The organism is Streptomyces oceani (genome assembly GCF_001751245.1).
GTDB classification, from domain to species: Bacteria; Actinomycetota; Actinomycetes; order Streptomycetales; family Streptomycetaceae; genus Streptomyces; species Streptomyces oceani.
On sequence record NZ_LJGU01000093.1, the window covers coordinates 155885 to 181875 of the forward strand.

Genomic DNA, 25991 nt, shown 5'->3' on the forward strand with positions numbered 1-25991 from the left:
TCCGCGTGTCCGCCGATCCTGCCGAAGGACGCCTCCCGATGACTTCCACATTGACCCGCCCGGATTGGGCCGGGGGTCCCGTCCGTGATGGTGCGGTGCCGCGGCGCCGCACCCGGATCCTGGCGCTGCCCGAGGTCCGCTGGGCCGCGATCGCCCTGGTGCTGTTCCTCGCCGCGCTGCCGCTGTATCTGGTCGGCGCTCCGACATGGCTGTGGGCGCCGCTGTTCGCTGCCGTCTACGTCACCGGAGGGTGGGAGCCAGGCTGGTCCGGACTGCAAGCGTTGAAGGACAAGACGCTGGATGTGGACCTGCTGATGGTGGTCGCCGCGGCCGGGGCGGCAGCGATCGGGCAGGTACTGGACGGGGCCTTGCTGATCGTCATCTTCGCCACTTCCGGCGCCCTGGAAGCGATCGCCACCGCCCGGACCGCCGACTCCGTGCGCGGCCTACTCAACCTTGCTCCCGCCACAGCCACCCGGCTGAACGAAGACGACACCGAAGAGTCGGTGGCGACGGGGCAACTGCAAGTCGGTGACACGATTCTCGTGCGGCCCGGCGAGCGGATCGGCGCCGACGGCCGGGTGTTGGAGGGCGCCAGTGACGTCGACCAGGCCACCATCACCGGTGAACCACTGCCCGTCGCCAAGGGTGAGCAGGACGAGGTCTTCGCCGGCACCCTGAACGGCACCGGCTCGCTGCGAGTGGCCGTCGAGCGGGATCCGTCGGAGTCCGTCATCGCACGGATCGTGACCATGGTCGAGGAGGCGTCCGAGACCAAGGCCCCGACGCAGTTGTTCATCGAGAAGGTCGAGCAGCGCTACAGCCTGGGGATGGTGACGGCAACGGTCGCGCTGTTCGTCGTGCCACTGCTGTTCGGCGCCGATGTGCAGTCCACGCTGCTGCGAGCGATGACCTTCATGATCGTGGCCTCCCCCTGTGCGGTGGTGCTGGCCACCATGCCACCGCTGCTGTCGGCGATGGCCAATGCCGGTCGGCACGGGGTGTTGGTGAAGTCCGCCGTCACCATGGAAGGGCTCGGGCAGGTGGACGCGGTGGCGCTGGACAAGACGGGCACCCTGACCGAGGGCACGCCTCGGTTGACCACCGTCCTGCCACTGAACGCCTCCAAGCTGAGCGAGCAGGAACTGCTGCGACTTGCGGCCGCAGCCGAGCATCCCAGCGAGCATCCACTTGCCCGTGCTGTCGTGGAGGCCGCCCGGGCCCGTGACCTGACCATTCCTGTCGCACTGGACTTCGATTCCGCACCCGGCACCGGGGTGACGGCGAGCGTCGATGGCGCTCGGGTCGCGGTCGGCAGTCCCGCGCGGCTACTAGACGGCGAGGACAATCCCGCGGCAGAGCTGACTGTGGGCCTGGAAGAGGACGGGCACACCGCCGTGCTGGTCACCCTCGACGGCACCCCGGTAGGCGTACTCGGCGTCGCCGACCGGCTCAGGAACGAGGCAGCCTCCTCCACCGCTGCCCTGTGTGAGCTGACCGGCACCTCCCCGGTCCTTCTCACCGGCGACAACGCACGTGCTGCGGAACGGCTCGCCGCCGAGGTCGGTATCACGGACGTACGTGCCGGTCTGCTGCCTCAGGAGAAGGTGAGCGCCGTCAAGGAACTGGAGCGCGCCGGGCGCAAGGTGCTGGTGGTCGGCGACGGCGTCAACGACGCTCCCGCCTTGGCCGCCGCGCACACCGGGATCGCCATGGGCCGCGCCGGTTCGGACCTCGCCCTGGAGACCGCTGACGCCGTGGTGGTGCGCGACGAGCTGGCCACCATCCACACCGTCGTTCGCCTCTCCCGCCGGGCCCGCCGCCTAGTGGTGCAGAACCTGGTGATCGCCGGGGTGTTCATCACTGGCCTGGTCGTATGGGACTTGGCCGGAACCCTGCCACTGCCGATTGGTGTCGCCGGCCACGAGGGTTCCACCATCGTCGTCGCTCTCAACGGCCTGCGCCTGCTGGCCGACGGTGCCTGGCGCCGCGCCCGCACAGAGGGCGGTCGGTGAGCCGCCGACGAGAAGCAGCTGCCCCGCCCGGTATACGGCTCGGTTCTAGGGTTGCGCACATGCCGACGCCCGAGTCGCCCCCGTCCGCGTATCTCCGTTGAACGTGCGGGTGCACACGCCCCGCCTTTCCCTGCTGGGGGGCGACCGATGACCTCCTGGAATGCCTGGTCTCGAGGGTGCGCGAGGGGGTGGCCACGGGCCCTCCGTGGCCGTTCAACGATCCGTCGTCCCTGTACGAGGAGGGGCCGGAACGCGAGTGGAGTTGGCTGCGGGGGGCGTGGAGGGGCCGAGGCCGCGTCAGTGCCAGCCTGTGGCGGCTCTACTTCGTCGTGGTGATCGACGGCGAGCCGGTGGGCATGCAGGACCTGATCAGCGCGGACTTCGCCGCATTCGGAACAGTCACCACCTTCTCCTGGCTCAGTCCGGACGTTCGTGGTGACGGCTTGGGAAAGGAGATGCGGCAGGCAGTGCCGCATCTGGCCTTCGACGGGCTGGGAGCACGCGAGGCGGGCAGCGACGCCTTCGTCGACAACCACGCGTCGAACCGTGTCTCCGAGACTCTGGGATACGTGCCGAACGGTTCAGCTGGGACACGCGGCGGGGCGAGCCGGCGCGGATCAGATGCTGGAGGCTGACCCGCGAGCAGTGGGCCGCGCAGCGGCGTGACGACACGGAGCTCTTCGGGGTCGCCGATTGTCTGCCGGTGCTCGGGATCGCCCCGGCACCACACGACACCTCCGCTGCGCACGCGACGGGTCGCGTACATCCGCACGCCTGACCGCGGAGTCTTGGTCTTCACCGGTTCGTCGCGGCGGAGGCGAGTACGACAGGCCTGTCGTCTCGGCACGGATACGCCCCGGACCTCGTCGGCGTCACACGCCGAACTGGTCATCGCCGAAGGGCGTGCGACCTTCGGCGATGCGCCGTTGAGGTACGGCATGGAGGCCCGTGCCGAGCTGAGGAACCACCAGTTCCACCGCTTCCGCAGCATCGGGCGGGGAGAGGTGCGGCGCCCCGGCGTCAACGACCGGGCGCTCCCGCGCGCAGCCCGTCCATGATGAGGTCCAGCAGCCGGGTAACGCGCGGCTGCCAGTCGCTGTGCGGGTCGATCTGCCAGAGACCGGAGATCGCCAGCAGGAAGTCGTCCCAGGTCACTCCGGGGCGGATGGTGCCGGCCTCCTCGTTGGCCCGGAGGAGGAGTTCGGCCGCGGAGGTCACCGGCGTGTTCGCCGGCTTCCGCAGGTTCCCGGAGGTGCTGGTGGCCTGGCGGATGGCTTCCGCGAGCCCCGCCTTGGTCATCGCGAACCGTGCGAGGTGGTCCATCCACTCGCGCAGCGCCCGCTCGGGCTCCCTGTCGTTCAGCAGTTGCACCGCGCTGTCGGCGACCTGCCGCATCTCGTGCCGGTAGATCTCCAGTACGAGCGCTTCGCGGCTGGGGAAGTTGCGGTAGAGCGTGCCCTGTCCGACTCCCGCCTTCCTCGCGATGACGCTCAGTGGGGTGTCCGCGGAGCGAGTGAGTTCGACCAGGGCCACCGCGAGGATGCGCTCCCGGTTCCGTCTGGCGTCCGAGCGCAGCGGCGTCTCCCTCTTCTCCCGCACTCGTCTCCTCCTCCGGACCTCCGAGCTGCTGGCCGAAACTCGTCCTTGCTAAGCGGACAGTTGTCCGATTAGGTTTGCCGTCCTGGCGACGGGCGCGGCCGACCTCGGCAACCGGTGGCCGTCCCACCGACGTTCCCTGCCCGCATCCTGCACTCCTCCGGCCCATCCACGCCACACACGGCATTCTCCGCCCGTGCCCGACCGCCCTCACTCGACCGCACCCGGTCCACGCCGTGCCGCGGGCCGGTTCCGACGTGTCCGGATACCGAAAGAAGGCTGACCATGGCCCCATCGTCGTCCAGCGCCGTCACTCTGCGCATCAACGGCGAGACGCACACCCTGACCGTCGACCACCGCACCACCCTGCTCGACGCGTTGCGCGAGCGACTCGACATGACCGGCTCCAAGAAGGGCTGCGACCACGGCCAGTGCGGCGCCTGCACGGTCCTGCTCGACGGGCGTCGTACGGTCTCCTGCCTGCAACTCGCGGTGGCCGCCGAGGGCCGGGAGATCACCACGATCGAGGGCGTGGCGGACGGGGAGCAACTGCACCCGGTCCAGCAGGCGTTCCTCGAACGGGATGGCTACCAGTGCGGCTACTGCACGCCCGGGCAGATCTGTTCGGCCGTGGCCATGCTCGCGGAGCACGAGGCGGGCTGGCCCAGTGCCGTCACCGGGGACGTACGACCGGAAGCGGCACCTCCACCCCTGTCCGACGAAGAGATACGGGAACGGATGAGCGGCAACCTGTGCCGCTGCGGCGCGTACGTGTCGATCGTACGGGCGGTCTCCCAGGCCGCCGGGACCGAGACGAAGGCCGCCAACGCGAGCGGCGTCGAGGCGAGGGACACGGAGGCAAGGGTATGAGGGAGTTCGACTACCAGCGCGCCAACGACGTCCCGGGCGCGGTCGCGCTGCTCAACGCCGATCCGAACGCCCGGTTCCTCGGCGGCGGCACCAATCTCGTCGACCTGATGAAGACGGGCGTGGAGCGCCCGGACCGGCTCGTGGACGTCCGCGAACTCCCCCTCGACCAGGTGGAGTCGACGGAGGACGGCGGCCTGCGCATCGGCGCGACCGTGAGCAACAGCGACCTCGCCGCCCACCCCGACGTACGCCGCCGCTACCCGGCGCTGACACAGGCGCTGTTGGCCGGGGCCTCCGGTCAGCTGCGCAACATGGCCACGGTCGGCGGCAACCTGCTGCAACGCACCCGCTGCGGCTACTTCACCGACGTCGCCAGCCCCTGCAACAAGCGTGTGCCCGGCAGCGGTTGCCCCGCCCGTGAGGGCGCGCACCACAACCACGCCATCCTCGGCGCCTCCGAGCACTGCGTGGCCGTGCATCCCTCTGACATGGGTGTCGCGCTGGCTGCCTTCGACGCCGTCGTCTCGTACGAGACGGCCGACGGCTTGGGCGAGTTGCCGCTGGAGGAGTTCTACCTCCCGGTGGCCGACACCCCGCACCGGGAGACCGCCCTGCCGTCCGGCGCGTTGATCACCGGCGTCACGCTGCCGGCCGCCCCGGTCGCCGCCCGCTCCCGTTACCGCAAGGTGCGCGAGCGTGCCTCGTACGCCTTCGCCATCGGCTCGGTCGCCGCCGCGCTCGACGTCCAGGACGGTGTCGTACGGGACGTACGGGTGGCGCTCGGCGCGGTCGCGTCCCGGCCGTGGCGGGCCAGGGCGGCCGAGGNGACACCTGCTCTGGCGGCAGCCCCAGTTCTCTGACCTGGCGCCAGACCCGGTAGTACGGGGAAGAGGCGATCAGGTTCCCGCGTTCGCTGGCGAAGATCCGCCGGTCCTTCGCGGTGCCCGAACTCCTCCAGGTGCTCATTCAGCATCCGTACGAGCGGCGGTGGGATCGGGACCAACCGCACCTCCCCCGCGCTGCGTTGCTTCAGCCCACGCCGGTCGTGCGCCTCCCCGCCGTCGGTCCAGGACTTTCCCGCCGAGGGGCGAGTTTCCTCCACCGTGATTTCCGTCGTGACTCCAGGCCGAGGTGGTTGGCACCGCTCGCCCGCCTATGCGTACCGGGGCCAAGGAACGGGATCCACGAGACCATTGACCAACCATCAACCCACTGACATACTTCAAGTATGTAAGCAACGTACGGTACGCATGGCCGGCGGCCATGCGGCAGCGCCAAGGGTCTTGAAACCGAAGGACGGGATACCTTCATGAAGCGCGTCTGCATTATCGGAGCTGGCTCATCCGGCATTACCTCGTGTCAAGTGCTGCATTCCCGGGGGATACCGTTCGACTGCTTCGAAGCGGGGTCAGAGGTAGGTGGGAACTGGCGCTACATGAATGACAACGGCATGTCGTCCGCGTACCGCTCACTGCACATCAACTCATCACGGCAGAGCATGCAGTACACGAACTTCCCCATGTCGGACGACCTGCCGCCGTACGTCAATCACGCGCAGGCGGCGCAGTACTTCGACGACTTCGTCGACCACTTCGGATTCCGTGACAGCATCCAGTTCCGCACGGAGGTTACCCGGGTAGAGAAGGGCCCGGACGACTGCTGGCGGGTGACGACGCGCGATCGGGACACCGGCGACGAGCGCACTGGATCGTACAACGCTGTGTTGGTCGCCAACGGGCACCACTGGGACCCACGAATGCCCGACCCCGCGTTTCCCGGTGCCGACACCTTCAAAGGAGTCCAGCTCCATTCGCACGACTACCGGACCCCCGACCCATTCGTTGGCAAACGGGTCGTGGTCCTGGGCATCGGCAACTCGGCCTCGGACATCGCTGTCGAAGGCTCCCAGGTGGCCGATCGGATGTACCTGGCCCTACGGCGCGGCGCGCACATCGTGCCGAAGTTCGTCTTCGGCGTACCCGTGGACCACTTGACCCTCTCCTGGGCTTCCACCCTGCTCCCCCTGCGGGCCCAACAGTGGGTCCTCGGAACCGCGTTGCGCCTCGCCCGCGGAAAGCCGGCACGCTACGGGATGCCGACACCAGACCACCGAATTCTCGCCGCCCACCCCACCGCATCGGACACACTGCTGAGCAAGCTCGGCCACGGTGACATCACCGTCAAGCCGAACATCGAGCGGCTGGACCATGACACGGTGCACTTCGCGGATGGCAGTTCCGAGGAAGTGGACGTGGTCGTGTACGCCACGGGGTACAACATCAGCTTTCCCTTCCTGAACTCCCAGTTGATCGATGCAGAGGAAAACTGGATATCTCTCTACCACCGCGTGGTGCCGCCGCAGCACCCGGGTTTGTACTTCATCGGACTGGTGCAACCGATCGGTGCCATCATGCCAATGGCCGAGGCACAGTCCGAATGGGTCGCCGATCTCCTCGAAGGGCGAGCGAAGTTGCCCGGACACACCGATATGGCAAAGGAGATTGAGGCGTACCAGTCCTCCGTTGCACGACGCTACGTGAAGTCGAGTCGGCACACGATCCAGGTTGATTTCCGAAAGTACCTCAAGGAGTTGCGGAAAGAGCGCCGTGCGGGCGCACGGCGCGCGGGGGTATCCCGCGCTCTGCCGTCCGAAGCGCGACGACCGGATCAAGTCGCCATCGTCGACTGACCTCGCCACCCATCCGCTTATGACACGTCGAGGAGAAAGGGGCGGGACTGATGGCAGGAAAGCAGATCGTGGCCCCCACCCCCGCGCACGTTGAGCGAGAATCGTCCCACCTCAACCAGAACGCTGCCCAAAACCCGTTACAGTACGCGGCCGTAGCTTTCCCCGGGCAAGGATCACAGGCTCCCGGTATGGGCGCGGCATGGCGTCACCACCCCAGCTGGGGCCTCGTGGAGCACGCTGAGGACGTACTGGGCCAAAGCTTGGCCCCCTTCCTCCTCAGCGAGAACGACGTGCCGGAGTCCACCCGAGACATCCAGGTGTCGGTGTTCCTGACATCGATGATGGCCTGGGAGGCACTCCGCTCAGTACTCGGCTCACCCATCGTGTTCCTAGGACACTCGCTTGGCCAGATCAGCGCGCTCACGGCTGCTGGCGTGCTGACATTCGACGACGGTATCCGTCTGGTGGCACGACGGGGTGACGTCACCGACGAAGTGTGCCGAAGCCAGGACGCGGGCATGGCGGCGGTCCTGGGACTCGGGCACGACCACGCCGTGTGGGCCTGTGGAGCAGCTCCGGGGGAATGTTGGGTCGCCAACGACAACGCCCCCGGCCAGATCGTCCTAGCCGGAACCGGCACCGGATTGTGTCGTGTCGAGGAACGGGCGCGGGAGTTGGGTGCCCGGAAGGTCATCAAGCTCGCCATCCCCGGGGCGTTCCACACTCCGCTGATGCTGGCCGCCCAGGATCCGTTCGCCGCACATCTGCGCGATCTTTCCCTCGGTGAGCCCTCACGTCCGGTGGTGTCCAACATCGACGCGCGCCCCGTCGTGGACGGCGGCGTGTGGGCTCAGTTGCTAACGGAGCACCTCATCAGCCCGGTGCGCTGGCGGACTTCCCAACTCCTGCTCGAAGACCTCGGGGTGCGGTCTCTGGTGGAAGTCGGCCACGGGACGACGCTGACCGGTATCGCCCGCCGCACGGTCCCGGCGTGCGATACCCACAACGTCGACGGCCCGGCAGCCGTCACCGCGGTCGCGGCTGAGCTGGCCGCTACCGTAGCGCCGCTGACTGGGAGGCGAGAACGCTGAGCAGTGTCATACGGCCGTCCTCGGGAGGCCCCGGAGCAGAGCACACCGACTCTGGACGACGACATGCAACCGATCAGGCCCGGAACCCGGAGGGCACGAAGCCCCGTGTCGCTCTGGTGACAGGTGCCTCCCGGGGCGTCGGACGGGCCGTCGCGCTGGCCCTCGCCGCGCGTGGGCACCTGGTGGCTGTTGGGTACCGCTCGGGTGGTGCCGAGGCGCAGGAGACGCTGGACTTGATCGACCGAGTCGGCGGCACCGGTGTGGCCGTAGAGGGTGATGTCGGCCTCGGAGAGGACGTGGACGGCATCTTCACCGCCGTTGAGGCCACCTTCGGCCCCGTGGAAATCCTCGTCAACAACGCAGGGGTCATCCGCGACGGGCTCGCTCTGCAACTGTCCGAGGCGGACTGGAGCCAGGTGCTGCGAACGAATCTCGACGGCCCCTTCCTCTGTGCCCGCCGGGCACTGCGCGGCATGCTCCGTAGACGCTGGGGTCGGATCGTGAACGTGGGGTCGGTCGCCGGGGTGCTGGGCTCTGCCGGGCAGGTCAACTACGCCTCGGCGAAGGCCGGGTTGCTCGGGATGAGCCGCTCCCTGGCACGCGAGGTCGCCTCTCGGAACATCACCGTCAACACGGTCGTGCCCGGACCGATCCGTACGGAGATCCTGTCCGAACTACCTACGGAGCGAGTGCGCGAACTCAGCCGGATGTCACCGATGAACCGGATGGGCACCTCCGACGAAGTGGCTGAGGCGGTGGCGTTTTTGATCTCTGACAGCTCCGGGTTCATCACCGGGGCCACCCTGCCCGTCGACGGCGGCATGTCCATGGGCGGCTCATCCGCGACCACCCCCGCATCCTGACCCACTCACCCCCTCCCTCGTGCGTTCCCCGTGACGGGGCGCCACGTCCTGACCTGGGTTCCGCTACCGGTCACCCGTCGTGGTCCTCACCCACATCGCCAACGCTCGATACGCCAACGACGAAAGGAACACGGCATGAACCGCGACGACATCTTCAAAGCCACGGTCGAAGCCTGCAGCGAGATCCTCGGGGTGTCCGAGGACACGGTCACGCACGATGCCGTGCTCCGGGACGACTTGGACGCCGACAGTCTCGACCTGGCGGAACTCGCCATGGCGTTGGAGGACCGCATCGGCGTCTCCGTCCCGGAACAGGATTTCAAGCAAGTGGCTACGGTCTCCGATACGTTGGACCTCCTCGAGCAGCATCTCGCCGCGGCGCGGTCATGAACCGGATCAGGGGATCGCGACAGCGGGTCGCCGTCACCGGCCTCGGAGTCAAGACGGCGGCGGGCAATGACCTGGAGACCTTCTGGGGCACGCTGTGCCGCGGACGCTCCATGGCCAGGCAGGTCACCGCGTTCGACGCGGGGACCCTCTCCGTGGACTTCGCCTGCGAGGTCAGGGACTTCGATCCCCGGGCATATATGGACGCGAAGAGCGCGAAGCGGATGGACAGGACCGCTCAGCTCGGCTTCGCCGCGGCCACGGACGCTCTGGCTGACGCGGGAGCCCACGCTGTCCCACCGGAGCAACGCGGCGTGGTGACGGGTACCGGTCACGGGGGAACCCGCACTCAGGAGGACGAGTTCGGTGCCGTCCCGACACGCGGATACCAGCGTGTGAGCCCCCACTACGTTCCCATGACGATGGCGAACGCCACGGCAGGGCTGCTCAGCATTCGGCACGAGCTGAAGGGCCCCAGTCTGTGCATCTGCACCGCGTGCGCGTCGGGTGCTCAAGCAATCGGCGAGGGTGCACGACTTGTCCGGGAAGGCGCGGCCGACCTGGTCCTCGCCGGCGGCTGTGAGTCGGCCGTCTCGCCTCTGACGATGTCCTCCTTCGCCAGAATGGGGGCGCTGTCCACGCGGGTGTCCGACCCTGAGCGAGCCTCCAGGCCCTTCGATGTGGACCGGGATGGCTTCGTCATGGGCGAAGGCGCGGGCTTTCTGGTCCTGGAGAACTGGGATCACGCGGTGTCCAGGGACGCCACCATCTACGGTGAGCTGGCGGGCTACGGGCGCAACTCGGACGCGCACCACATCACGGCGCCATCGCCGGACGGCTCTGGAGCGCGTACCTGCATGCAGCAGGCACTGACCGATGCCGGTCTGACCACGGACGACATCGTGCACATCAACGCCCACGGCACCTCAACGCCGTTGAACGACGTGACCGAAGCAAAGGCGATCGTCGAACTCTTCAGCAGGCGGTTTCCCGTCACCTCCACGAAGAGCGTCATCGGGCACCTCATCGGGGCCGCCGGAGCCGTCGAGGCGGTGGCCACGCTGCTCACGATGCGGGAGGGCGTCGCCCACCCAACCGCCAACCTGGAGAGGCGCGATCCCGAGTGCGACCTGGACGTCGTCGCGGATGGTGTGCGTAAGCTCCCGGAGGGGCCCATGCTCTCCAACTCCTTCGGCTTCGGCGGGCACAACGCCTCCCTCGCGTTCCTACCGGCGGCGCTATGAACCAGCACGCCAAGGCGCGAGAGGAGCGGGCATGCTGACTGGTAAGAGGTTCCTGGTCACAGGAGTGCTGAACGAGTCCTCGATCGCCTTCTCGACGGCGCGGCAGTTGCAGCGGCACGGCGCGGAGGTCATCCTCACATCCTACGGTCGAGCGCGGAGGCTGACGGAGCGTTGTGCGGCACGCCTGCCCCACACCCCGCAGGTGCTGGAGCTGGACGTCACCCGCCCTGCGGATCTCGAAGCGCTGGGTGACCAGTTGGCGCGGACCTGGGGGCGCCTTGACGGCGCCTTGCACGCCGTCGCATACGCGCCGGAAACTTGTCTGGGAGGTGACTTCCTACGTCCGCGGTGGAAGGACGTCGCCGCCGCGCTGGAGGTTTCCGCCTACTCGCTCAAGGCCCTCGCCGAGACCGTCGCGCCCCTCATGGAAGGACACGGATCGCTTGTCGCTCTCGACTTCGACGCGGGACAAGCGTGGCCCGACTACAACTGGATGGGAGTGGCGAAGTCCGCTCTGGAATCGACGGCCCGCTATCTAGCGCGAGACCTGGGCCCACGAGGTATCCGGGTCAACCTGGTGTCCGCCGGGCCGCTGTCCACTGTCGCTGCCAACGCCGTCCCGAACATCGACGCCCTCGCACAGATCTGGAAAGCCCGCGCGCCACTGGGCTGGGACCCGTCCGATCCCGAACCGGCGGGACGGACCTGCGTGACCTTGCTATCGGACTGGCTGCCCGCCACCACCGGCGAGATCGTCCATGTCGACGGCGGGGCGCACGCCATCGGAATGGCCCTCGACGAACGAACGCCCTGACCGACTCCGGAGGACACGTATGTCCCACAGCACCCAGCAGGGCAGCCCGACAGAGGATCAGCGCCCCACCCGCGACCCGGAGAGTCTCGCCCGCGATCACGAGGGTCGATGGCGCGTCGCGATCACCGGCATGGGAGTGAAGACGCCCGCCGGATGTGACCTCAAGACGATGTACGAGACAATGCTCAACGCCACGCCCGTGACCGCGCCCATCACCCTTTTCGACGCGAGCGACCTGCCTGTGCGTATCGCCTGCGAGGTACGGGACTTCGATCCGCTCGCCTATGTCGACCGCCGGATATCCCGCCGCATGGACCGGGTCTCACAACTCGGCTTCGCCGCCGCCATGGACGCCGTCGGGGACGCCGGCTCTCCAGCTGGCGAATCGGCACGACGAGCCGTGATCGTCGGTACCGGAACGGGAGGCGCACCCACGATGGGCGACCAGGCGATCGCCTTCGAGAGGAATGGTGCCAACCGCGTCTCCGCTCTTCTGGTACCCATGCTCATGCCCAACGCCACGGGTGCCTTCGTCGCCATGGAGCTCGGCTGGACCGGGCCCAACTACGCGGTGGGCAGCGCCTGCGCGTCGGGTACCACCGCCCTGGGTGAGGCGGCACGGCTCATCCGGCACGGTCAGTGCGATGTGGTGCTGGCCGGCGGCGCCGAGAACAGCGTGAATGTGTACGCCATGGCCAGTTTCTGTCGTAGCGGCGCGCTGAGCACCCGCAACGACGACCCGGCCGGGGCCTCCCGCCCGTTCGACGCCGACCGTGACGGCTATGTCATGGGGGAAGGCGCCACATTCCTCGTGCTCGAGCGGCTGGATCAGGCTCTGGCACGTGACGCGCGAATTTACGGCGAGGTCGTTGGCTACGCGCTCAACTCGGATGCGCACCACCTCACAGCCCCGCGGCCAGACGGCAGCGGCGCCGCCGCATGTATGCGGGCGGCGATCACGGACGCGGGACTCACCCCGGAATGCATCGGCCACGTGAACGCGCACGGAACCGGAACGGACCTCAACGACGCGATGGAGGCGCGGGCCCTGCACGGGGTGTTCCCGACGGGGCCGCCACCCGTCACGTCGGTCAAGGGCGTTTTCGGGCACCTTATGGGTGCCGCTGGTGCGGCTGAAGCGGCCATCGCCATGCTGTCCGCGACGAACGGGGTCGTGCCACCGACCGCCAACCATGAGCGAGGTGACGAGGACTTCACACTGGACGTGGTGGTCGACGCTCCCCAACCCATCGGCCCCCAACCGGTCATGTCCAACTCCTTCGGCTTCGGCGGGCACAACGCGTGTCTGGTGCTGTCCCCCTTCGCCGGCCGCTGACGTCGGCGCGTCATCCCTCCCGTCGCTCAAAGCCTGGGCGACACACGTCACAGTGCATGGCCGACGGGGTCGACCCATCAGGGGATCACGGGTTAGGTACGTCCTGCCCCCGAGAAGTCCTCATCGGAGATCCGCGCGCAATCGGCTGGTCCACCGGCAATCTGGCGCGGCGCGGGCCCTGGCAAGGGCAGCGTCGTCACGACCAAGCCCGAACTGGCCGCCCCTGATCGCCACTTCCTGATACCTAAGCCGTGTCGTTCGGATCTCCGCGGGCGCGGGGTCTGGCACGCACATCTGCCGCGTTGTCGTCGCACGCAGTGCCGCTGCGCTCGACTCCTCCGCCTCGCAGAGACGTTCGGCGAGCATGACCGAGCTGTGAAGATTCCCGGAGCGGATTTGACGGAAGCCGCGGGGCCAACGCCAGGGGATCACTTCTACGGCTGGGCCGTCATCGTCCCGCCCGCTCCCCGACTCGGCGGCCGTCAGCCGCTGATCCGCCGGCTCGACTCCGCCGCTGCACCTCGTGGTCTCGCCGGGCTCACCGTGGCTCTGCTCACCCACGCCTTCCTCGCCGTCGTCCACGCCGAGGGGTACCTCTCGTGTCCGTACCCGACGGGCTGATCACATTCAGCTGCACCGAGATCCAGCGACTCGTTACCTCACTCGTCATCCAGCCCCCACGATGAAGCCCACCGGCTCCGCTGGGCCACCGGCGAGCCGCGCATCAAACACGAAGATCACGATCAACGGTTGGAGTACTAGGATTGCACTAGGAACCGTGGCGCATGACGACGGAGGAACCGTATGGGAGAAACCAAACGTCGCCGAGACGAGTACGCGGAAGCAACGCGTAATGCCATCGTTGAGGCAGGGAGGGAGCTCTTCTCGCAGAACGGATACGCCAAGACATCCTTGGACGACATTGCCGACCACGCCCGAGTGACAAAAGGTGCTATCTACCACCATTTCGCAAATAAGCAGGCAGTTTTCGAGGCCGTACTCGCCGAAATCGACCAGCACTTCACTCAACGCGTCGAGCGGGAGATCGAGGCGGAGGCTACCGGCTGGGAAGCGCTCTCGACCGCGCTCAACGCATACCTGGATGCGAGTCTCGAGACAGCCTTCTGCGAGATGGCACTCAAAGAGGGGCCCATCGCGCTAGGTTGGCAGCGGTGGCGCCAGGCCCAAAGACACGTGACCGATCATTTCACTGAGATGGTTAAGCGGCGCTGCACCGACGAATTTGTTCGGAACATGCCAAGCGAATTGCTGATGAACTCGATTATCGGAGCTCTTCACGAAATGGCACTGGCCGTGTCAAACAGTTCGAATAAGCAGCAGGCGCGAAAAGAGGCATCTGCGCTCATCGGAGAACTCGTAGAATCCCTACGAGCACCCAGATCGACCCGGCCAGAATAAGCAGAGCCGAACTGAGCACCTGCCCAAGGAGACCTCTCTAGCTCTTGGTGAGAAAATCCACGAGCACCTCGACGAGACGCTCGGGGTGATCTTCGGAGACAAACGTGTAGGAATCCTCGATCGGCTTCAGGCTCGCCTGAGGAAAACGCCGGACGAGTTCCTCGGCCAGCTCCAGAGGGAACAGCCGATCTTCAGTGGCCCAGGGCAGCAGAACCGGAACATCGACTTCGGGAAAGCGTTCCGCCGCAGCCAGTGTGTGTTGACTGCTCACTCCCTTGAGGATCTTTCCGAGGTCACGCCGAACCTCACGGCTTCGACGCATGGGAGTCAGGTAGGAGTCCATGACCTGATCGGGGATCGGACGCTTCGACAGCAGTCCGAAGACGAGTGGGAGCCGATGTATCGGTCTTACTTTGAGCGTTTGCGCGATCAGGAACGGAAAACCAGGTAGGTGGCCGAACCACTGAAGGTACCGGAACATCGGAGGAAAGAACCGGTGCAGGCTGTCACTTGGTGTGAGAACCAGGGACCCAAGGTGCTCTGGTTGTTGCACCGCCGCGATCTGCGCAAACGCTCCGCCGGTGTCGTTGGCCACCACAGCCGCGTCCGTCAAGTCCAGTGCCGCCAGCAAATCCGTGATGAGGCGGGCGATCCCGGGCGGGCTGAGATCCGCATCGGGCGCCAACGCGTCCTCGTGTGAACCGAACGGCCAATCCGGCGTGATGCACCGAAATCCCGCGTGTGCGAGTGGTGGAACGACATGCCGCCACAAGTCTCCGTTGACGAACAGGCCATGGACGAAGACCACCGGTCGCCCATGGCCGCGCTCGTGATACTTGAGAGGGCCCTGTCGCAAGTGAACGTATCTCGCCTCTCCGAGAATCTCCGTCCTGGTCAACGTGGTCCTCTCAGGTCGTGTAGTTCCTGTTGGCAACACAGTGTCGACACCAGAGGATGGGGAACGAGTGCGCCCATGCCATACAACTGGTTCCTCGTGCCACTCGCGACGATCGTGCCCGACTCCATCACATACAAACGGTGGCAGCCGAGGGCGGCCGCGTCCGTGCGTGCCGTGCTGACGAGAACCGCGCTCCCCTCCGCGCACCAAGTGTTGACCAGCCGCCGAAGGATCGCGATATGTGGTCCACACAGCCCAGCGGCTGGCTCGTCGAGGACGATGACCGGCGGGCACCCCGCGGATGCGGCGGCCAGGGACAGCAATTTCCTTGCCCACGGGGGATAGGAACCCAGCGCGCTGGCTCCGAGCGCCGAGAGCCCCATACGCCACAGCAGGCGCGAAAGCCACCTGCTGGCAGCTGGTTCGTCCAACTCGGCTCGCCGCGCCACGCCCTTGAGCCAGGCTCTCCCGGACAACTCGGGGCACATGGTCTGCTCGGGCACCGCGGTACCCACCATGCCCCAGGGTGGCCCGTCGCCGCGCACGATCGTGTCGTTGATCTTGAATATGCCAAAGGTGGGGCTCAGCCGACCAGTGAGAATATCCAGAAGAGTGGACTTTCCCGCCCCGGAGCCACCCACTAACCCCACCTGCTCGCCGGAGGCCACGGTGAGTGACACACCAGCTAATCGACTGCGGCCTGGTTCGAAGAACGTGAGTCCGCTAGCCACCAGACGAGGAAGTCCCCCTTCTTTGGAACGGTCCGACGGACAAGTCGCCAACTGGTAGGGACTACTCATCTCTTTGCTCCTGAAGTGACGAACTGCCTACGTGATGTATCGGCTCAACCCGGGGCTGGCAAAACGACCGCGCAAGGTCCCTCCCAAGCAACGGACACACATCTGCTCGCGCGATGGACGAAGGGCAGGCACAAGACCTGTGAGCGAGAAGTGTTCCTCGCACCCGGGGAATCCGGGAGAAATATCCACAGAACCTGCGAAGTCACTGGTCAGAGTGATTTACGAGTAGGCCGCCGGCGTCGCGTCCAGCGCGCTCTCGGTCGATCTTCGCGGGGTCCCGTGCCAAACCGAATGCGGTCGGGAGCACGGCTCCGCCTGGCGCTGCGACACGATCCCCCTTCTTCCTCCGTCATGCCCGTCCGCCGGGCCGCACAGGAAATCCCTGGCCTAGTTTGCCGCACATCCGACACAGGTAAACCTGACCGTGCCCCAGCACTGACCTCCGGCTCCTGCGAGGCGGGCTGCGCGCCAGCGGCGCGGTGCACTGGCACGTGGCCCTGAACTGCAAGAACATGGCTCGTCGAGATACCTGGCCCCGAGCTCGGGACGCATTTTCCGGGTGGGGCGCGGCACGAGGCCGCGCTGTGGAGTGGACGCTTCATGCCTCCCGGAAGGGCTCCGCTACCCCGGAGCGCAAGTACGCCGGGCCAGCACGGCTCCCGAATCCGCCTCAGGGTGCCGCTTACCGGCCTCGGAACCGGCCGGCTCCCGCGGCGGGGGCTGCGGATCGGAAGACCCGAGCGCCACGGGCAGCGCGAGCAGCGGTCGTAGGACGTCAGGGACCGACCACACCCTCGCGCGGTCGGTCTCGCCTCCAGCCCATGGTGCTTCAACCATCCGACCTGCGGCGGGACGTGGCGGCTTCGCCCCTGGCCCCGCCCGCCGCCCCGGCAGCTGCCGGGGCGGCTAGGCAAGCAAATCGATGAGTGTTAGGCTCCGCTTGTTATGTTACATACTTTGAGTATGTAAACGACTGCCGAGGGGTGGCCATTCATCCATGGACAGCCGCAATCTCTTCGAGACACCGACGACCTACCGCGTCATACGGCTCGAGTACTTCGCCGCGCTCGTGGCCGTGGGAGTACTCGTCGTCCAGCACTGGCACGAGATCCGCTGGGTGCCGTTCCTGATCCTGTTCGCATACATCGACGTCATCGGTTACATCCCCGGCGCCATCGCGGCCAGACGCAGCAGCACGGGCTACATCCACCGCGGGTACTACGTGCTCTACAACCTCATGCACACGCTCCTCACGGCCGCAGCGGTAGCCGGCGTGTGGTGCCTGATCGCGGGAGCCGAGTGGGCTCTCCTGGCCCTTCCGTTGCACCTGTTCGCGGACCGTTCCGTCGTGGGGAACTTCCTCAAGCCGTTCGGTGTCCGCTTCGAGCCACAGGAACACCCCGCGTACTACGCCGCCAAGCCCCTCCTCGACCGCCCCCAGCCGCCTCGCTGGGCGACCGAGGCCGGGGCTACCGGAGCATCGGACACACCCGTTCGTACGACGCTACGGACAGAGCCGGAACCCGTGGAGGTAAGCCGGGCATGACCGCGACCCCACTGCCTCCCCACGTCGCCCACGATGTTCGGCTGCGAACGTTGCACCAGTACGGCACCAACCCTTCCGGCTTCCTCTCGCTCAATGCGGGTAACGAGTACTTCACCGAACCAGGCGTGGACGGATTCATCGCCTACCGACCGGCGCGCCGCATCTGGGTGCAGTTCGGCGGCCCCGTGGCCCCGCCGGAAAACCGCCGTGAGTTGCTCGCGGCCTTTTTGCAGCGGGCGAAAGAGCAGCGGGTACGTGTCCTGGGCGTGCAGTTGCTGCGTGCGGACGCCGAGCTGCAGGCGGAACACGACTTCCACACGAACCAGTTCGGCAGTTCCTTCAGCATCTCGCTGCCCGAATTCGCGCTGCGTGGTCAGGCGTTCGTAAAGACGCGCAACATGATCTCGCGGGCCCGTAGGGACGGCATCACGGTGCAGGAGTTCGGCCAGGAGGGCGCACCCGGAGACGTCGCCTCCCTGCGGCGCCAACTGGACGATATCGACGCGTCGTGGTTACGCCAGAAAGGACGACTTACCCGGGAGATCCGCTTCTTCGTCGGCGAGCGCACCGGAGAGTACCAGCACCTGCGACGTACCTTCGTCGCACGCCGGGAGAGCGCGCACGCTCACGAGGACGTCGTCGCGTACATTTCCTACTCTCCCGTCTTCGGCACGCAGCCGGGGTGGCTGTACGACCTCACCCGACGGCGGCCCGAGGGCGCACGCGGAGCCATCGAAATGGCCTTCGCCCTTGCCGCCGAACGCATGAAACAGCACGGCGACCCGTGGTTGCATCTCGGTCTGACTCCGTTCGTCGGCCTGGATGCCACTAACGAACTCGCCAGCACCCACCAGTCCGCGGCTCGCGCGATACGACTGCTGGCCGAGCGTGGCCAGTTCCTCTACCCCTCCGCCAGTCAGGCGTCGTTCAAACGAAAGTGGCGTCCACAGCCGGCAACGCCCGAGTACCTGGCGTACCCCGGCCGTCTGCGCTTGATCGACGTGTGGCGCCTCATGAAAGTGGCGAACCTGATATGAGTCCCCGGCAGGGTCAAGCCCCTCATGCCCGCTCTATCCGGTCGGGGTACCCGGTCCCGGATGCTCCCGTATGGCAGCGACGCCGGCCCGAGGCCCCCGCACGGGACCCCCACACGGGCCATGCCCTGGTCGATGTCGCGATCGTTGGCGCCGGGCTGACCGGTCTGTCCGCGGCGCTGCACCTGTTACGGCAACGCCCGCACTGGTCGGTGCTGGTACTGGAAGCCGACCGTGTGGGTGCCGGGGCCAGCGGGCGCAGCACGGGGATCGTCGGCCCCGGGGTCGGCGGCCGGATCAGACAACTCCACAAGCGCTACGGGGCCGATACCGCCCGGGGCGTCTACGAGTACAGCCAGGAGTGCGTGCGTACGGTAGTCCGCCTCGTCGAGGACGAGGGTATCGACTGCGCGATGTCCCCGAGCACCCACTTGTTGTGCGCCACCACACAGGCTCAGGCGGAAATGCTCCGACGCGAGGAGCGCGCCTTCGCCGGACTCGGCATCGACGTCCCCTTCCTGCCCCGTCGACCACTCTCCGAAAGGCTGGGGCATCCCAGCTACTTCGGTGCGCTCGCCTACCAACCCGTCGTCCAGCTCAACCCGCTGGCGCTCTCCCTCGGCTTGGCCGACGCTGTGGTTCGCGCGGGCGGCCGTGTCGCCGAACAGAGTCCCGTGACGGGAATCAGACCCCACAACGGCGGCAGCAGACTTCGTGTCGGCCCGTACGGTCAGGTCGACGCGCGCCAGGTGGTGGTCGCGACGGACGGCTACACCCCGCCCGGGCTGCCGCACGGCCGGCGGATCGTACCGGTCCGGACACATGTGCTGGCGACCCGACAGCTTTCCGCGGCGGAGCGTGCCGCCTTGCGCTGGAGCGGCCACGAGGCTGTCATCGATCAGCGATTCTTCTTCTCCTACTACCGCTTCGACGAGACGGGCCGCCTGCTCTTCGGCGGTGGTCCGGTGTGCGGCGTGAACGCCTCGCGGAAGTTCTCCGAGCGGGTCTGGAGCCGACTGGCGCGCGAGTTCGCCCGACGCTTCCCGGCACTGGACCACGTGCCCTTCACCCACCGTTGGTCGGGGCTGACCGGCGCCACCCTCGACCGGATTCCGCTGCTGGGTCCGCTACCCCGACAGCCCGGTGTGCTGTTCGCGGGCGCGTGGACCGGACACGGGCTGGCGATGTCCGTCGGCTGCGGTCCCACGATCGCTGACCTCCTGACGGAAGAGCACACACCGACCACTCGTCCCTGGCTCCGGTCGCGGACTGGCACTCCACGGTTGGGGCCGCTACAGCCCGCGTTCGTCAGGAGCTATGTGACAGCCATGGACGCCGTCGACCGCGGCGGGGCTCTTGTCCAGCGGCTGCGTGGGGTCCCGACACGGAACGATCACTGAGCCCTCGCTGCCGATTTCCGGCATCCCCATCTATCCGGAGGTGTAAGTGAAGTTCGACTATCTGAGGCTGATGCTAGAGGAGAGCCGGGATCTCGCCAGCTTCCTGGAAGAACTACCCGATACGACGTGGCGCAGTGCGTCCCTGTGCGCGGGTTGGCGCGTGCAGGAGGTGGTGGCTCACATGGCAGCGGGCCACGGTGCCTCGCTGGCGGGCTACCTGGCGACGCTCGTCCGCTGCGGGGGCTCCGTCGAGAAGACGTCGGAGGTGATGGCTCGCCGGTTCGCCGCGACACACAGCCCCACCGAGATCCTCGCCGCCTTCCGACGCGGCACCACCGGACGACCAAAGGGGCCAACAGCCCTCGTACGGCGGGCCGAGCTGTTCACCGACCACCTGGTGCACCACCAGGACATCCGTCGCCCGCTGGGCCAGCCCCGGGACATCCCGGAGGCTCGCCTGCTCGCCGCGCTCCACTCGCTGAAGCGACTCAGCGCACGAGTGGGCAGCGGGGCCCGAATGCGCGGTCTGCGCCTCGCTGCGGACGACGTGCCCTTCCGTACGGGGATCGGCGCCGAGGTATGTGGTCCAGCGGAAGCCCTGGTGATGGCGGTGTGCGGCCGTGCGGACGCCGCCCGTGATCTGCGCGGTGAGGGAGCCGAGTTACTACGGCGACGGCTGGCAGCCGAGGCTGACGGAGCCGCCTCGCGACCACGGCTGAAACCCGCCGAGCGCGACGCCGGAGGTGTGGGATGAAGTTCCTTGAGCGGGAGCGCCAGACGCTCCAGCGGTACATTCCGCATCTCGACAAGGCCCTCGCCGAGCTGCCCCTGCATGTCCTGGAAAGCCAGGAGAGCCCGGCCATCGGACTGTTTCGCGACTCACCCGGCCCGGGATTGCTCATTCCCACCGAGTTCGGCGGCTCTGCCGCGAACGCGGTCGACGCGGTGCGCGTGCAGCGGGCGATTGGCGCCCGATCACCGAGTCTGGCGGTGGCGACGACGATGCATCACTTCAGCATGGCCTCGATCGTCTCGCTCGGTGAGGAGAGCACGGGCTTCGAGTGGTTGCTTCTGGAGGCGGTGGCCCGTGACCACCGCCTGGTCTCCTCCGCGTTCGCCGAAGGCCGGCCGGGACAGCCAATCCTGAGTCCGGGTATGCGGGCGACGCCGGTCCAAGACGGCTATCTCGTCAGTGGCCGTAAGAAGCCGTGCAGCTTGTCCCGCTCGATGGACCTGATCACCGCCGGAATAGCTATCGAGGGGCCTGACGACACTCCTGTGATGGCTGTCGCGCTCATCCCCACCGAGTCTCCGGGCGTCCACGTGAAACCGTTCTGGAACTCCTGGGCGCTGGCTGGTGCCGAGAGTGAGGAGGTGGTGATCGACGAGGTATTCGTCCACAGCGACCTCGTCATCGAGACGACCGTCGGCTTTGGTCACCAACTGGACAAGCTGACGCTTTACAGCTTCCTCTGGTTCGAACTGCTCATCACGGCGAGCTACGTGGGTGCCGTGAGCGCTCTAGCTGAGCGGGTCTTCGCCCACCAACGGGTTCCGAAGGCGGAACAGGTCCGACTGCTCTGTGAGGTCGAGGGGGCCGCGCTTCAGCTGGAGGGCATGGCCCGAGCCCAGGAAGCGACCGAGCACGACACCGAGGCGTTCGCCCATTGCCTGATCGGCCGGTTCGCTATCCAGGACGCGCTCGCCCGGGCGGCGTCCTCCTGCGTCGAGCTGCTCGGTGGAGTGGAGTTCGTCTCCTCTCCGGATGTGGCCTGTCTCCTGGCCTCAGCTCACGCGTTGGCTCTGCACCCACCGAACCGTACCGGCACGATCGATTCCTTCGCCGACTACATCAAGGGCGACCAGATCAACGTCACCTGAGTGGGTCGCGCCATCCTCCCCTCAACTCCGCTCCCTCCTCAGCTCTGTGCTCCCTTCCACGCCTTTCGAGGACACACACCGATGAAGTGAGAGGACCGCACGATGACCATCGACACTGCCCCACCGCAGAACCCCTCCGCCCGAACCGACGCTTCCGGATTCGACTTTCACGAAGTCGTCAAAACGTCCCGGGCCCACCTCAACAAAGGTCGGGCCGCAGTCGCCGAAATGCTTGGCGGCCACAGCGAAGTGGCCAGTGAGGGGGCCTATCTGTTCGGCCATGATGGACGGCGTTACCTGGAGTGCGGTGGATACGGCGTCTTTATCCTCGGGCACCGGAATCCTTCCGTCACCTCGGCCGTGGTCCGTCAGGTGACAACACATCCCCTCGCCACCCGAGTGCTGTTGGAACCGGTGGCCGCCCGTGCGGCCAAAGCGGTCGCGGATCTCACGCACCCGGGCTTGGAGTACGTGCACTTCGTCCCCTCGGGAAGCGAGGCCACGGAAGCAGCCATCAAGATGGCACGTGGACTCGGCAAGCGGCGCCTCATCTCCACCATCAACGGATTCCACGGCAAGACGATGGGCGCTCTGAGTGTGACCGCGCGGGAGATATACCAGACGCCGTTTGAGCCTCTACTGCCCGACCGCAGTCATGTGCCGTTCGGCGACATCGACGCACTCCGCGGCGAGTTGGTCGCCGCCCCCGGTGAGTGCTGCGTCATCATGGAACCGGTGCAAGGTGAGGGCGGGGTCATCCTCCCGCCGGACGGCTATCTGCGCGAGGTGCGTGAGGCGTGCGACGAGTACGACGCGACCCTCATCTTCGACGAGATCCTTACGGGTATGGGCCGCTGCGGACAACTCTGGGCCTGCGGAGACGTCGCTCCCGACATCATGCTCGTCGGCAAGGGACTGAGCGGCGGAGTGGTACCGGTGGCAGCGGCCGTCGCCACGCCGGAGGCGTACGCGCTCATCAATCGCGACCCGCTGCTGCATTCCTCGACGTTCTCATGCGCGCCGGTGGCCATGGCGGCCGCCGAGGCAGCCGCGCACGCCATCGTCGAACAGCGAGTTCCTGAGCGAGCGGCGGAACTCGGCCCGATCATCCTGGACGGGCTACGCGAGATATTCGACGAGGTATGCCCACACCTGGTCGAGGAAGTACGAGGGACGGGTCTGCTCTTCGCCCTCGAGTTCAAGTCAGGCGAGTTCGCAGGAGAGTTCCTGTTCGAACTGTTGGACCGCGGCGTCGTCACGAATCATTCGCTGAACGCGTCCAGCGTCATCCGCATCACCCCGCCGGCCTGTCTCAGCGAGGCCGATCTCGACTGGTTGTTCAGCGCCGTGAGGGCCACGGCAGAGCACCTGGCGGGCCTCTTCCCCACGGGTGGTTAAGCGCGCCGTCCACCCAGCGTTCCCCGCACGTACCACCTCCCGGAGGCACCCATGCGTCATGCCAGGCTGCTCGCTCGCTTTCCCGGCGGAGATCCGAGCGACGCGTTCGAGAAGATCATCGACTTCGAGAAGTATCCGGAGTTGGTAGATCCCGTCCGGACCATCGAGATCGACCGCACCTCTGACGACGACTTCAACAGCCGCTGGTCCGTGCTCTTCCGCAAGGGCATTCTCAACTGGTCCGAGAAGGACCACATCGATCGGGCCCGCCTCACCCTCAGCTTCGACCAGGACGAGGGCGACTTCGACGTCCTGACCGGCCGCTACCGAGTGATACCGACCGAGGGCGGCTGCGACATTCTCATGGAGAGCACCTTCGACTTCGGTGTCAGCAGCATCGAGTCCATCGTCGAACCGATCGCCGCACGCGTACTGAAGGAGAACTTCGAGCTCATCCTGATCGGGTTGCTCGGGCCTGCCGTCTCCTTCCCGGCGGACGAACAGCCGGACGAATCCGTCCACCCCACCTACACCGTTCTCGATTACGCCGCGCCGACGGCTTCCGCGGAGCGGCAGGGGGCGGTGGCGCCATGAGGGACTACCGGCTCTACATAGGCGGCAGGGACCTGGACGGGACAGGTGCGGTGCACGCCGTCCACGCAAGCCTGATGCTCGACGACGTCCTCACCGCAGTCTCCCTGAAGCGCCGACTCGACAAGGGTGGCGAGGTGCTGCCGGATGACGAGATCCTCTCCCGCTGCGCGACAGCGGGCCCCGAGCAGTTGGAGGCGGCGACCCGGGCCGCGCACAACGCAAAGCCGGCTTGGGCGGCGGTGCCTCTCGAGCAGCGACTCGACCTGCTCAGCAGCTTTCACCAGGAATTGTCTGGCCGGATCGAGGAGTTCATCGAACTGCTGATCGCTGAAGGGCATCCGCGCAGGTTCGCCGAGATCGAAGCGACGAGCATCCTGGACTCCACGGGCCAGGAGGCCATCGACTTCTACCGGCAACAGCTCGTACAGGAGGTCGACACCCCGCGACGTCACCTCACACTCGTACGCAAACCGGACGGGGTCGTGGGCCTCAATCCGCCACAGAACGCCGCGACGACGAACAGCGCGGTCGGCGTCTGTGTTCTCGCCGCGGGCAACACCCTGGTGCTGCGGGCTCCTCAGGGCTGCCCCACAGGTGTCCACTTCCTCTTTCGCGAACTCGTCGTGCCCCTGCTGGACAGGATGGGGGCACCACCCGGCACCCTCAACATCGTCACGGCCCCCACCGCGCTGACACTGCGACACTGGATCGACAGCCCGCTTGTGGACGACGTCTTCTACTTCGGAGACAGCACTCGCGGTCTCGCCATCGCCCAGGAATGCATGGCCAAGGAAACCAAGCCCGTCTTGGAACTCGCGGGCAACGACGGACTGGTGGTGTGGCGGGACACCGACCTGAAACACGCCGCTCGCGCCCTCACCGAGAGCTTCATCGGCTCCGGACAGGTCTGCCTTGTTCCCAAGTTCGGAATCGTCCATCCCGCGGTCGCCGACGAGCTCCTTTCCCGGTTGCGTGACGAGGTAGCGGCGATCCGGCCCACCCGGCCGGCTGACGAGGCCGCTTGGCTCAGTCCTGTGATGAAGTCCGAGCGGTACTTCGATTTCCTCACCACGGCAGTGCAGGCGGGTGCGCGCGTCCTGGTCGGCGGGCACCGCTGCGACCTCGATGGAGAGCAGGACGAGGCTGGGTCCTTCATCGAACCGACCGTACTGCGCGTCAACGGGCTGGAACTCGCTGACAGCATGCCCGTGGTACGTGAGGAGACGTTCTTCCCACTCCTGCCGATCGTCGTGCCGGAGGATACTGGGGACGACCAGAAACTCCTCAGCGCCATCGTGGACTTTCTGAACGGCAACCGCTACGGGTTGCGGAACTCGCTCTGGGCGCGGGACGAGCACGTCATCGACCGATTCTGTACCGAGGTGTCCGTCGGCGGGCTACTCAAGGTCAACGACTCCCACATCGGCACCGTCGCGCCGCTGCCCGCGCACGGCGGCACCGGGCTCTCCGGCGGCCCCTTCGGAGAGGCCAACCTCCCCGTCCTCAGCACCACCCACCTGCAGGGGATCAGTATCGCGACCGGCGAGGACCCTCGGAGGTCCGTCTACGGGCTGAGTGCTGAGCCCACCAGCCGCCAGACGTAACAACGAGAGAGGGGACGACCAGCATGCCCAACCCGACCCACTCGCCGAATCGCCCACTGATCATCCGACTGTGCCTCACCTTCCTCATCCTGGAGGGTTTGGTGATAGGCGTCCACGCGTTGTTCTTCCCCCGGTACTTCTACGAGGAGTTCTTCCTCGGCGCGAGCTGGCTACAGGAGATGGGTGCCTACAGCGAGCACCTGACACGGGACGCCGGAGCGCTGTACCTCGGATTGACAGTCGCGACCTACCATGCCGCACGCCGACTGACGCCCGACTACGTCCAGGGCATATGCATGGCCAACGCGGTGGCCGCGTTTCCGCACATGATCTACCACATGGTGAACTGGCGGATGTCGGGCTTCTGGGACACGGTTCCGCAGGCCGGTACCCTGTTCATCACCGTGGTGATCGCTCTGGTCGCGCTGGCCGTCTCCCGCCGCCACGAACGGGAGACGCCCACCTCACCACCGCGGGGACCGGCGGCGAGCGCCCCGGCGACGCGGCGCTGA

Annotated in this window: 24 protein-coding genes and 2 pseudogenes; 22 read left to right on the top strand and 4 right to left on the bottom strand. The window is 66.9% G+C overall.

Annotated features, from left to right (window positions below):
* Positions 1–38 precede the first annotated feature (38 nt).
* Positions 39–2015, top strand: a complete 1977-nt coding sequence (locus AN216_RS02000) for a heavy metal translocating P-type ATPase (protein ID WP_070194811.1) — start codon at positions 39–41, stop codon at positions 2013–2015.
* A 188-nt stretch (positions 2016–2203) separates the two neighbouring features.
* A complete protein-coding gene (locus AN216_RS02005) occupies positions 2204–2650 on the top strand; it encodes a GNAT family N-acetyltransferase (protein WP_244502277.1) in 447 nt (148 codons plus the stop codon).
* Between the two features lie 385 nt (positions 2651–3035).
* Here AN216_RS02005 and AN216_RS02010 read toward each other — a convergent pair whose 3' ends face one another.
* A complete protein-coding gene (locus tag AN216_RS02010; protein WP_070194812.1) occupies positions 3036–3614 on the bottom strand; it encodes a TetR/AcrR family transcriptional regulator in 579 nt (192 codons plus the stop codon).
* Positions 3615–3896: 282 nt separating this feature from the next.
* On the opposite strand from AN216_RS02010, the gene AN216_RS02015 reads away from it, so the two are divergent.
* Both AN216_RS02015 and AN216_RS02020 read left to right on the top strand, forming a co-directional pair.
* The gene (locus AN216_RS02015; protein ID WP_070194813.1) at positions 3897–4481 is read left to right on the top strand and encodes a (2Fe-2S)-binding protein; all 585 of its coding nucleotides are present in this window, start codon (positions 3897–3899) and stop codon (positions 4479–4481) included.
* A pseudogene (locus AN216_RS02020) lies at positions 4478–5332 on the top strand (FAD binding domain-containing protein); the annotation flags it as partial. The gene AN216_RS02015 and the pseudogene AN216_RS02020, both read left to right, overlap by 4 nt.
* Here AN216_RS02020 and AN216_RS29895 read toward each other — a convergent pair.
* A pseudogene (locus AN216_RS29895) lies at positions 5310–5589 on the bottom strand (tyrosine-type recombinase/integrase); the annotation flags it as partial. The pseudogenes AN216_RS02020 and AN216_RS29895 overlap by 23 nt on opposite strands.
* Positions 5590–5790: 201 nt before the next feature.
* On the opposite strand from AN216_RS29895, the gene AN216_RS02025 reads away from it, so the two are divergent.
* The 9 genes from AN216_RS02025 to AN216_RS26335 all read left to right on the top strand — a co-directional run bounded on the left by AN216_RS02025 (position 5791) and on the right by AN216_RS26335 (position 14324).
* Positions 5791–7170: an NAD(P)-binding domain-containing protein gene (locus AN216_RS02025; protein ID WP_070194814.1), complete on the top strand. Its 1380-nt coding sequence runs from the start codon at positions 5791–5793 to the stop codon at positions 7168–7170.
* A gap of 50 nt (positions 7171–7220) precedes the next feature.
* A complete protein-coding gene (locus tag AN216_RS02030) occupies positions 7221–8261 on the top strand; it encodes an ACP S-malonyltransferase (protein ID WP_079166138.1) in 1041 nt (346 codons plus the stop codon).
* 116 nt (positions 8262–8377) lie between these two features.
* Positions 8378–9124 carry a 3-oxoacyl-ACP reductase family protein gene (locus AN216_RS02035; protein WP_244502278.1) on the top strand — a complete coding sequence of 249 codons (747 nt, stop codon included), beginning with the start codon at positions 8378–8380 and terminating at the stop codon, positions 9122–9124.
* 135 nt (positions 9125–9259) lie between these two features.
* The gene (locus tag AN216_RS02040; protein WP_070194817.1) at positions 9260–9514 is read left to right on the top strand and encodes a phosphopantetheine-binding protein; all 255 of its coding nucleotides are present in this window, start codon (positions 9260–9262) and stop codon (positions 9512–9514) included.
* The gene (fabF, locus tag AN216_RS02045; protein WP_070194818.1) at positions 9511–10755 is read left to right on the top strand and encodes a beta-ketoacyl-ACP synthase II; all 1245 of its coding nucleotides are present in this window, start codon (positions 9511–9513) and stop codon (positions 10753–10755) included. The genes AN216_RS02040 and fabF overlap by 4 nt, the downstream gene beginning before the upstream one ends.
* 31 nt (positions 10756–10786) lie before the next feature.
* A complete protein-coding gene (gene fabI, locus AN216_RS02050) occupies positions 10787–11569 on the top strand; it encodes an enoyl-ACP reductase FabI (RefSeq protein WP_070194819.1) in 783 nt (260 codons plus the stop codon).
* Positions 11570–11588: 19 nt separating this feature from the next.
* Complete coding sequence (locus tag AN216_RS02055; RefSeq protein WP_079166140.1) at positions 11589–12905, top strand: beta-ketoacyl-[acyl-carrier-protein] synthase family protein; 1317 nt, start codon at positions 11589–11591, stop codon at positions 12903–12905.
* Between the two features lie 375 nt (positions 12906–13280).
* Positions 13281–13526, top strand: coding sequence for a hypothetical protein (locus AN216_RS02060; RefSeq protein WP_170843001.1), 246 nt, complete (start codon positions 13281–13283; stop codon positions 13524–13526).
* Between the two features lie 183 nt (positions 13527–13709).
* Positions 13710–14324 (top strand): TetR/AcrR family transcriptional regulator, encoded by a 615-nt coding sequence (locus AN216_RS26335; RefSeq protein ID WP_079166141.1) that lies wholly within the window; start codon positions 13710–13712, stop codon positions 14322–14324.
* Positions 14325–14361: 37 nt separating this feature from the next.
* Here the strand turns inward: AN216_RS26335 and AN216_RS02065 are convergent, their stop codons facing one another.
* Together AN216_RS02065 and AN216_RS02070 are read right to left on the bottom strand one after the other, a co-directional pair.
* Positions 14362–15132 carry an alpha/beta fold hydrolase gene (locus AN216_RS02065; protein WP_212732663.1) on the bottom strand — a complete coding sequence of 257 codons (771 nt, stop codon included), beginning with the start codon at positions 15130–15132 and terminating at the stop codon, positions 14362–14364.
* Between the two features lie 86 nt (positions 15133–15218).
* Positions 15219–15953, bottom strand: coding sequence for an ATP-binding cassette domain-containing protein (locus tag AN216_RS02070; RefSeq protein WP_170843002.1), 735 nt, complete (start codon positions 15951–15953; stop codon positions 15219–15221).
* A gap of 1066 nt (positions 15954–17019) precedes the next feature.
* Here AN216_RS02070 and AN216_RS02075 point away from each other — a divergent pair.
* From AN216_RS02075 to AN216_RS02115, 9 genes are all read left to right on the top strand, one after another.
* The gene (locus AN216_RS02075) at positions 17020–17568 is read left to right on the top strand and encodes a hypothetical protein (protein WP_070194823.1); all 549 of its coding nucleotides are present in this window, start codon (positions 17020–17022) and stop codon (positions 17566–17568) included.
* Positions 17565–18605 carry a DUF2156 domain-containing protein gene (locus AN216_RS02080; RefSeq protein ID WP_070194824.1) on the top strand — a complete coding sequence of 347 codons (1041 nt, stop codon included), beginning with the start codon at positions 17565–17567 and terminating at the stop codon, positions 18603–18605. Before AN216_RS02075 ends, AN216_RS02080 begins: the two co-directional genes overlap by 4 nt.
* Positions 18602–20002, top strand: coding sequence for an NAD(P)/FAD-dependent oxidoreductase (locus AN216_RS02085; protein ID WP_079166143.1), 1401 nt, complete (start codon positions 18602–18604; stop codon positions 20000–20002). The genes AN216_RS02080 and AN216_RS02085 overlap by 4 nt, the downstream gene beginning before the upstream one ends.
* Positions 20003–20048: 46 nt before the next feature.
* A complete protein-coding gene (locus AN216_RS02090; RefSeq protein WP_070194826.1) occupies positions 20049–20756 on the top strand; it encodes a maleylpyruvate isomerase family mycothiol-dependent enzyme in 708 nt (235 codons plus the stop codon).
* Positions 20753–21883, top strand: a complete 1131-nt coding sequence (locus tag AN216_RS02095; RefSeq protein ID WP_070194827.1) for an acyl-CoA dehydrogenase family protein — start codon at positions 20753–20755, stop codon at positions 21881–21883. Before AN216_RS02090 ends, AN216_RS02095 begins: the two co-directional genes overlap by 4 nt.
* A gap of 102 nt (positions 21884–21985) precedes the next feature.
* On the top strand, positions 21986–23281 hold the full coding sequence (locus AN216_RS02100; RefSeq protein ID WP_070194828.1) for an aspartate aminotransferase family protein: 1296 nt from the start codon (positions 21986–21988) through the stop codon (positions 23279–23281).
* 51 nt (positions 23282–23332) lie between these two features.
* Positions 23333–23875 carry a type II toxin-antitoxin system RatA family toxin gene (locus AN216_RS02105; protein ID WP_070194829.1) on the top strand — a complete coding sequence of 181 codons (543 nt, stop codon included), beginning with the start codon at positions 23333–23335 and terminating at the stop codon, positions 23873–23875.
* Complete coding sequence (locus AN216_RS02110; RefSeq protein ID WP_070194830.1) at positions 23872–25479, top strand: aldehyde dehydrogenase family protein; 1608 nt, start codon at positions 23872–23874, stop codon at positions 25477–25479. The genes AN216_RS02105 and AN216_RS02110 overlap by 4 nt, the downstream gene beginning before the upstream one ends.
* Before the next feature lie 23 nt (positions 25480–25502).
* A complete protein-coding gene (locus AN216_RS02115; protein WP_070194831.1) occupies positions 25503–25991 on the top strand; it encodes a hypothetical protein in 489 nt (162 codons plus the stop codon).

Excerpts from the sequence above, each read along its gene's own strand:
- AN216_RS02000 (WP_070194811.1), top strand. The coding sequence starts at position 39 with ATGACTTCCACATTGACCCGCCCGGATTGGGCCGGGGGTCCCGTCCGT.
- AN216_RS02015 (WP_070194813.1), top strand. The coding sequence starts at position 3,897 with ATGGCCCCATCGTCGTCCAGCGCCGTCACTCTGCGCATCAACGGCGAG.
- AN216_RS02025 (WP_070194814.1), top strand. The coding sequence starts at position 5,791 with ATGAAGCGCGTCTGCATTATCGGAGCTGGCTCATCCGGCATTACCTCG.
- AN216_RS02030 (WP_079166138.1), top strand. The coding sequence starts at position 7,221 with ATGGCAGGAAAGCAGATCGTGGCCCCCACCCCCGCGCACGTTGAGCGA.
- AN216_RS02040 (WP_070194817.1), top strand. The coding sequence starts at position 9,260 with ATGAACCGCGACGACATCTTCAAAGCCACGGTCGAAGCCTGCAGCGAG.
- fabF (WP_070194818.1), top strand. The coding sequence starts at position 9,511 with ATGAACCGGATCAGGGGATCGCGACAGCGGGTCGCCGTCACCGGCCTC.
- fabI (WP_070194819.1), top strand. The coding sequence starts at position 10,787 with ATGCTGACTGGTAAGAGGTTCCTGGTCACAGGAGTGCTGAACGAGTCC.
- AN216_RS02055 (WP_079166140.1), top strand. The coding sequence starts at position 11,589 with ATGTCCCACAGCACCCAGCAGGGCAGCCCGACAGAGGATCAGCGCCCC.
- AN216_RS26335 (WP_079166141.1), top strand. The coding sequence starts at position 13,710 with ATGGGAGAAACCAAACGTCGCCGAGACGAGTACGCGGAAGCAACGCGT.
- AN216_RS02075 (WP_070194823.1), top strand. The coding sequence starts at position 17,020 with ATGGACAGCCGCAATCTCTTCGAGACACCGACGACCTACCGCGTCATA.
- AN216_RS02080 (WP_070194824.1), top strand. The coding sequence starts at position 17,565 with ATGACCGCGACCCCACTGCCTCCCCACGTCGCCCACGATGTTCGGCTG.
- AN216_RS02085 (WP_079166143.1), top strand. The coding sequence starts at position 18,602 with ATGAGTCCCCGGCAGGGTCAAGCCCCTCATGCCCGCTCTATCCGGTCG.
- AN216_RS02095 (WP_070194827.1), top strand. The coding sequence starts at position 20,753 with ATGAAGTTCCTTGAGCGGGAGCGCCAGACGCTCCAGCGGTACATTCCG.
- AN216_RS02100 (WP_070194828.1), top strand. The coding sequence starts at position 21,986 with ATGACCATCGACACTGCCCCACCGCAGAACCCCTCCGCCCGAACCGAC.
- AN216_RS02105 (WP_070194829.1), top strand. The coding sequence starts at position 23,333 with ATGCGTCATGCCAGGCTGCTCGCTCGCTTTCCCGGCGGAGATCCGAGC.
- AN216_RS02110 (WP_070194830.1), top strand. The coding sequence starts at position 23,872 with ATGAGGGACTACCGGCTCTACATAGGCGGCAGGGACCTGGACGGGACA.
- AN216_RS02115 (WP_070194831.1), top strand. The coding sequence starts at position 25,503 with ATGCCCAACCCGACCCACTCGCCGAATCGCCCACTGATCATCCGACTG.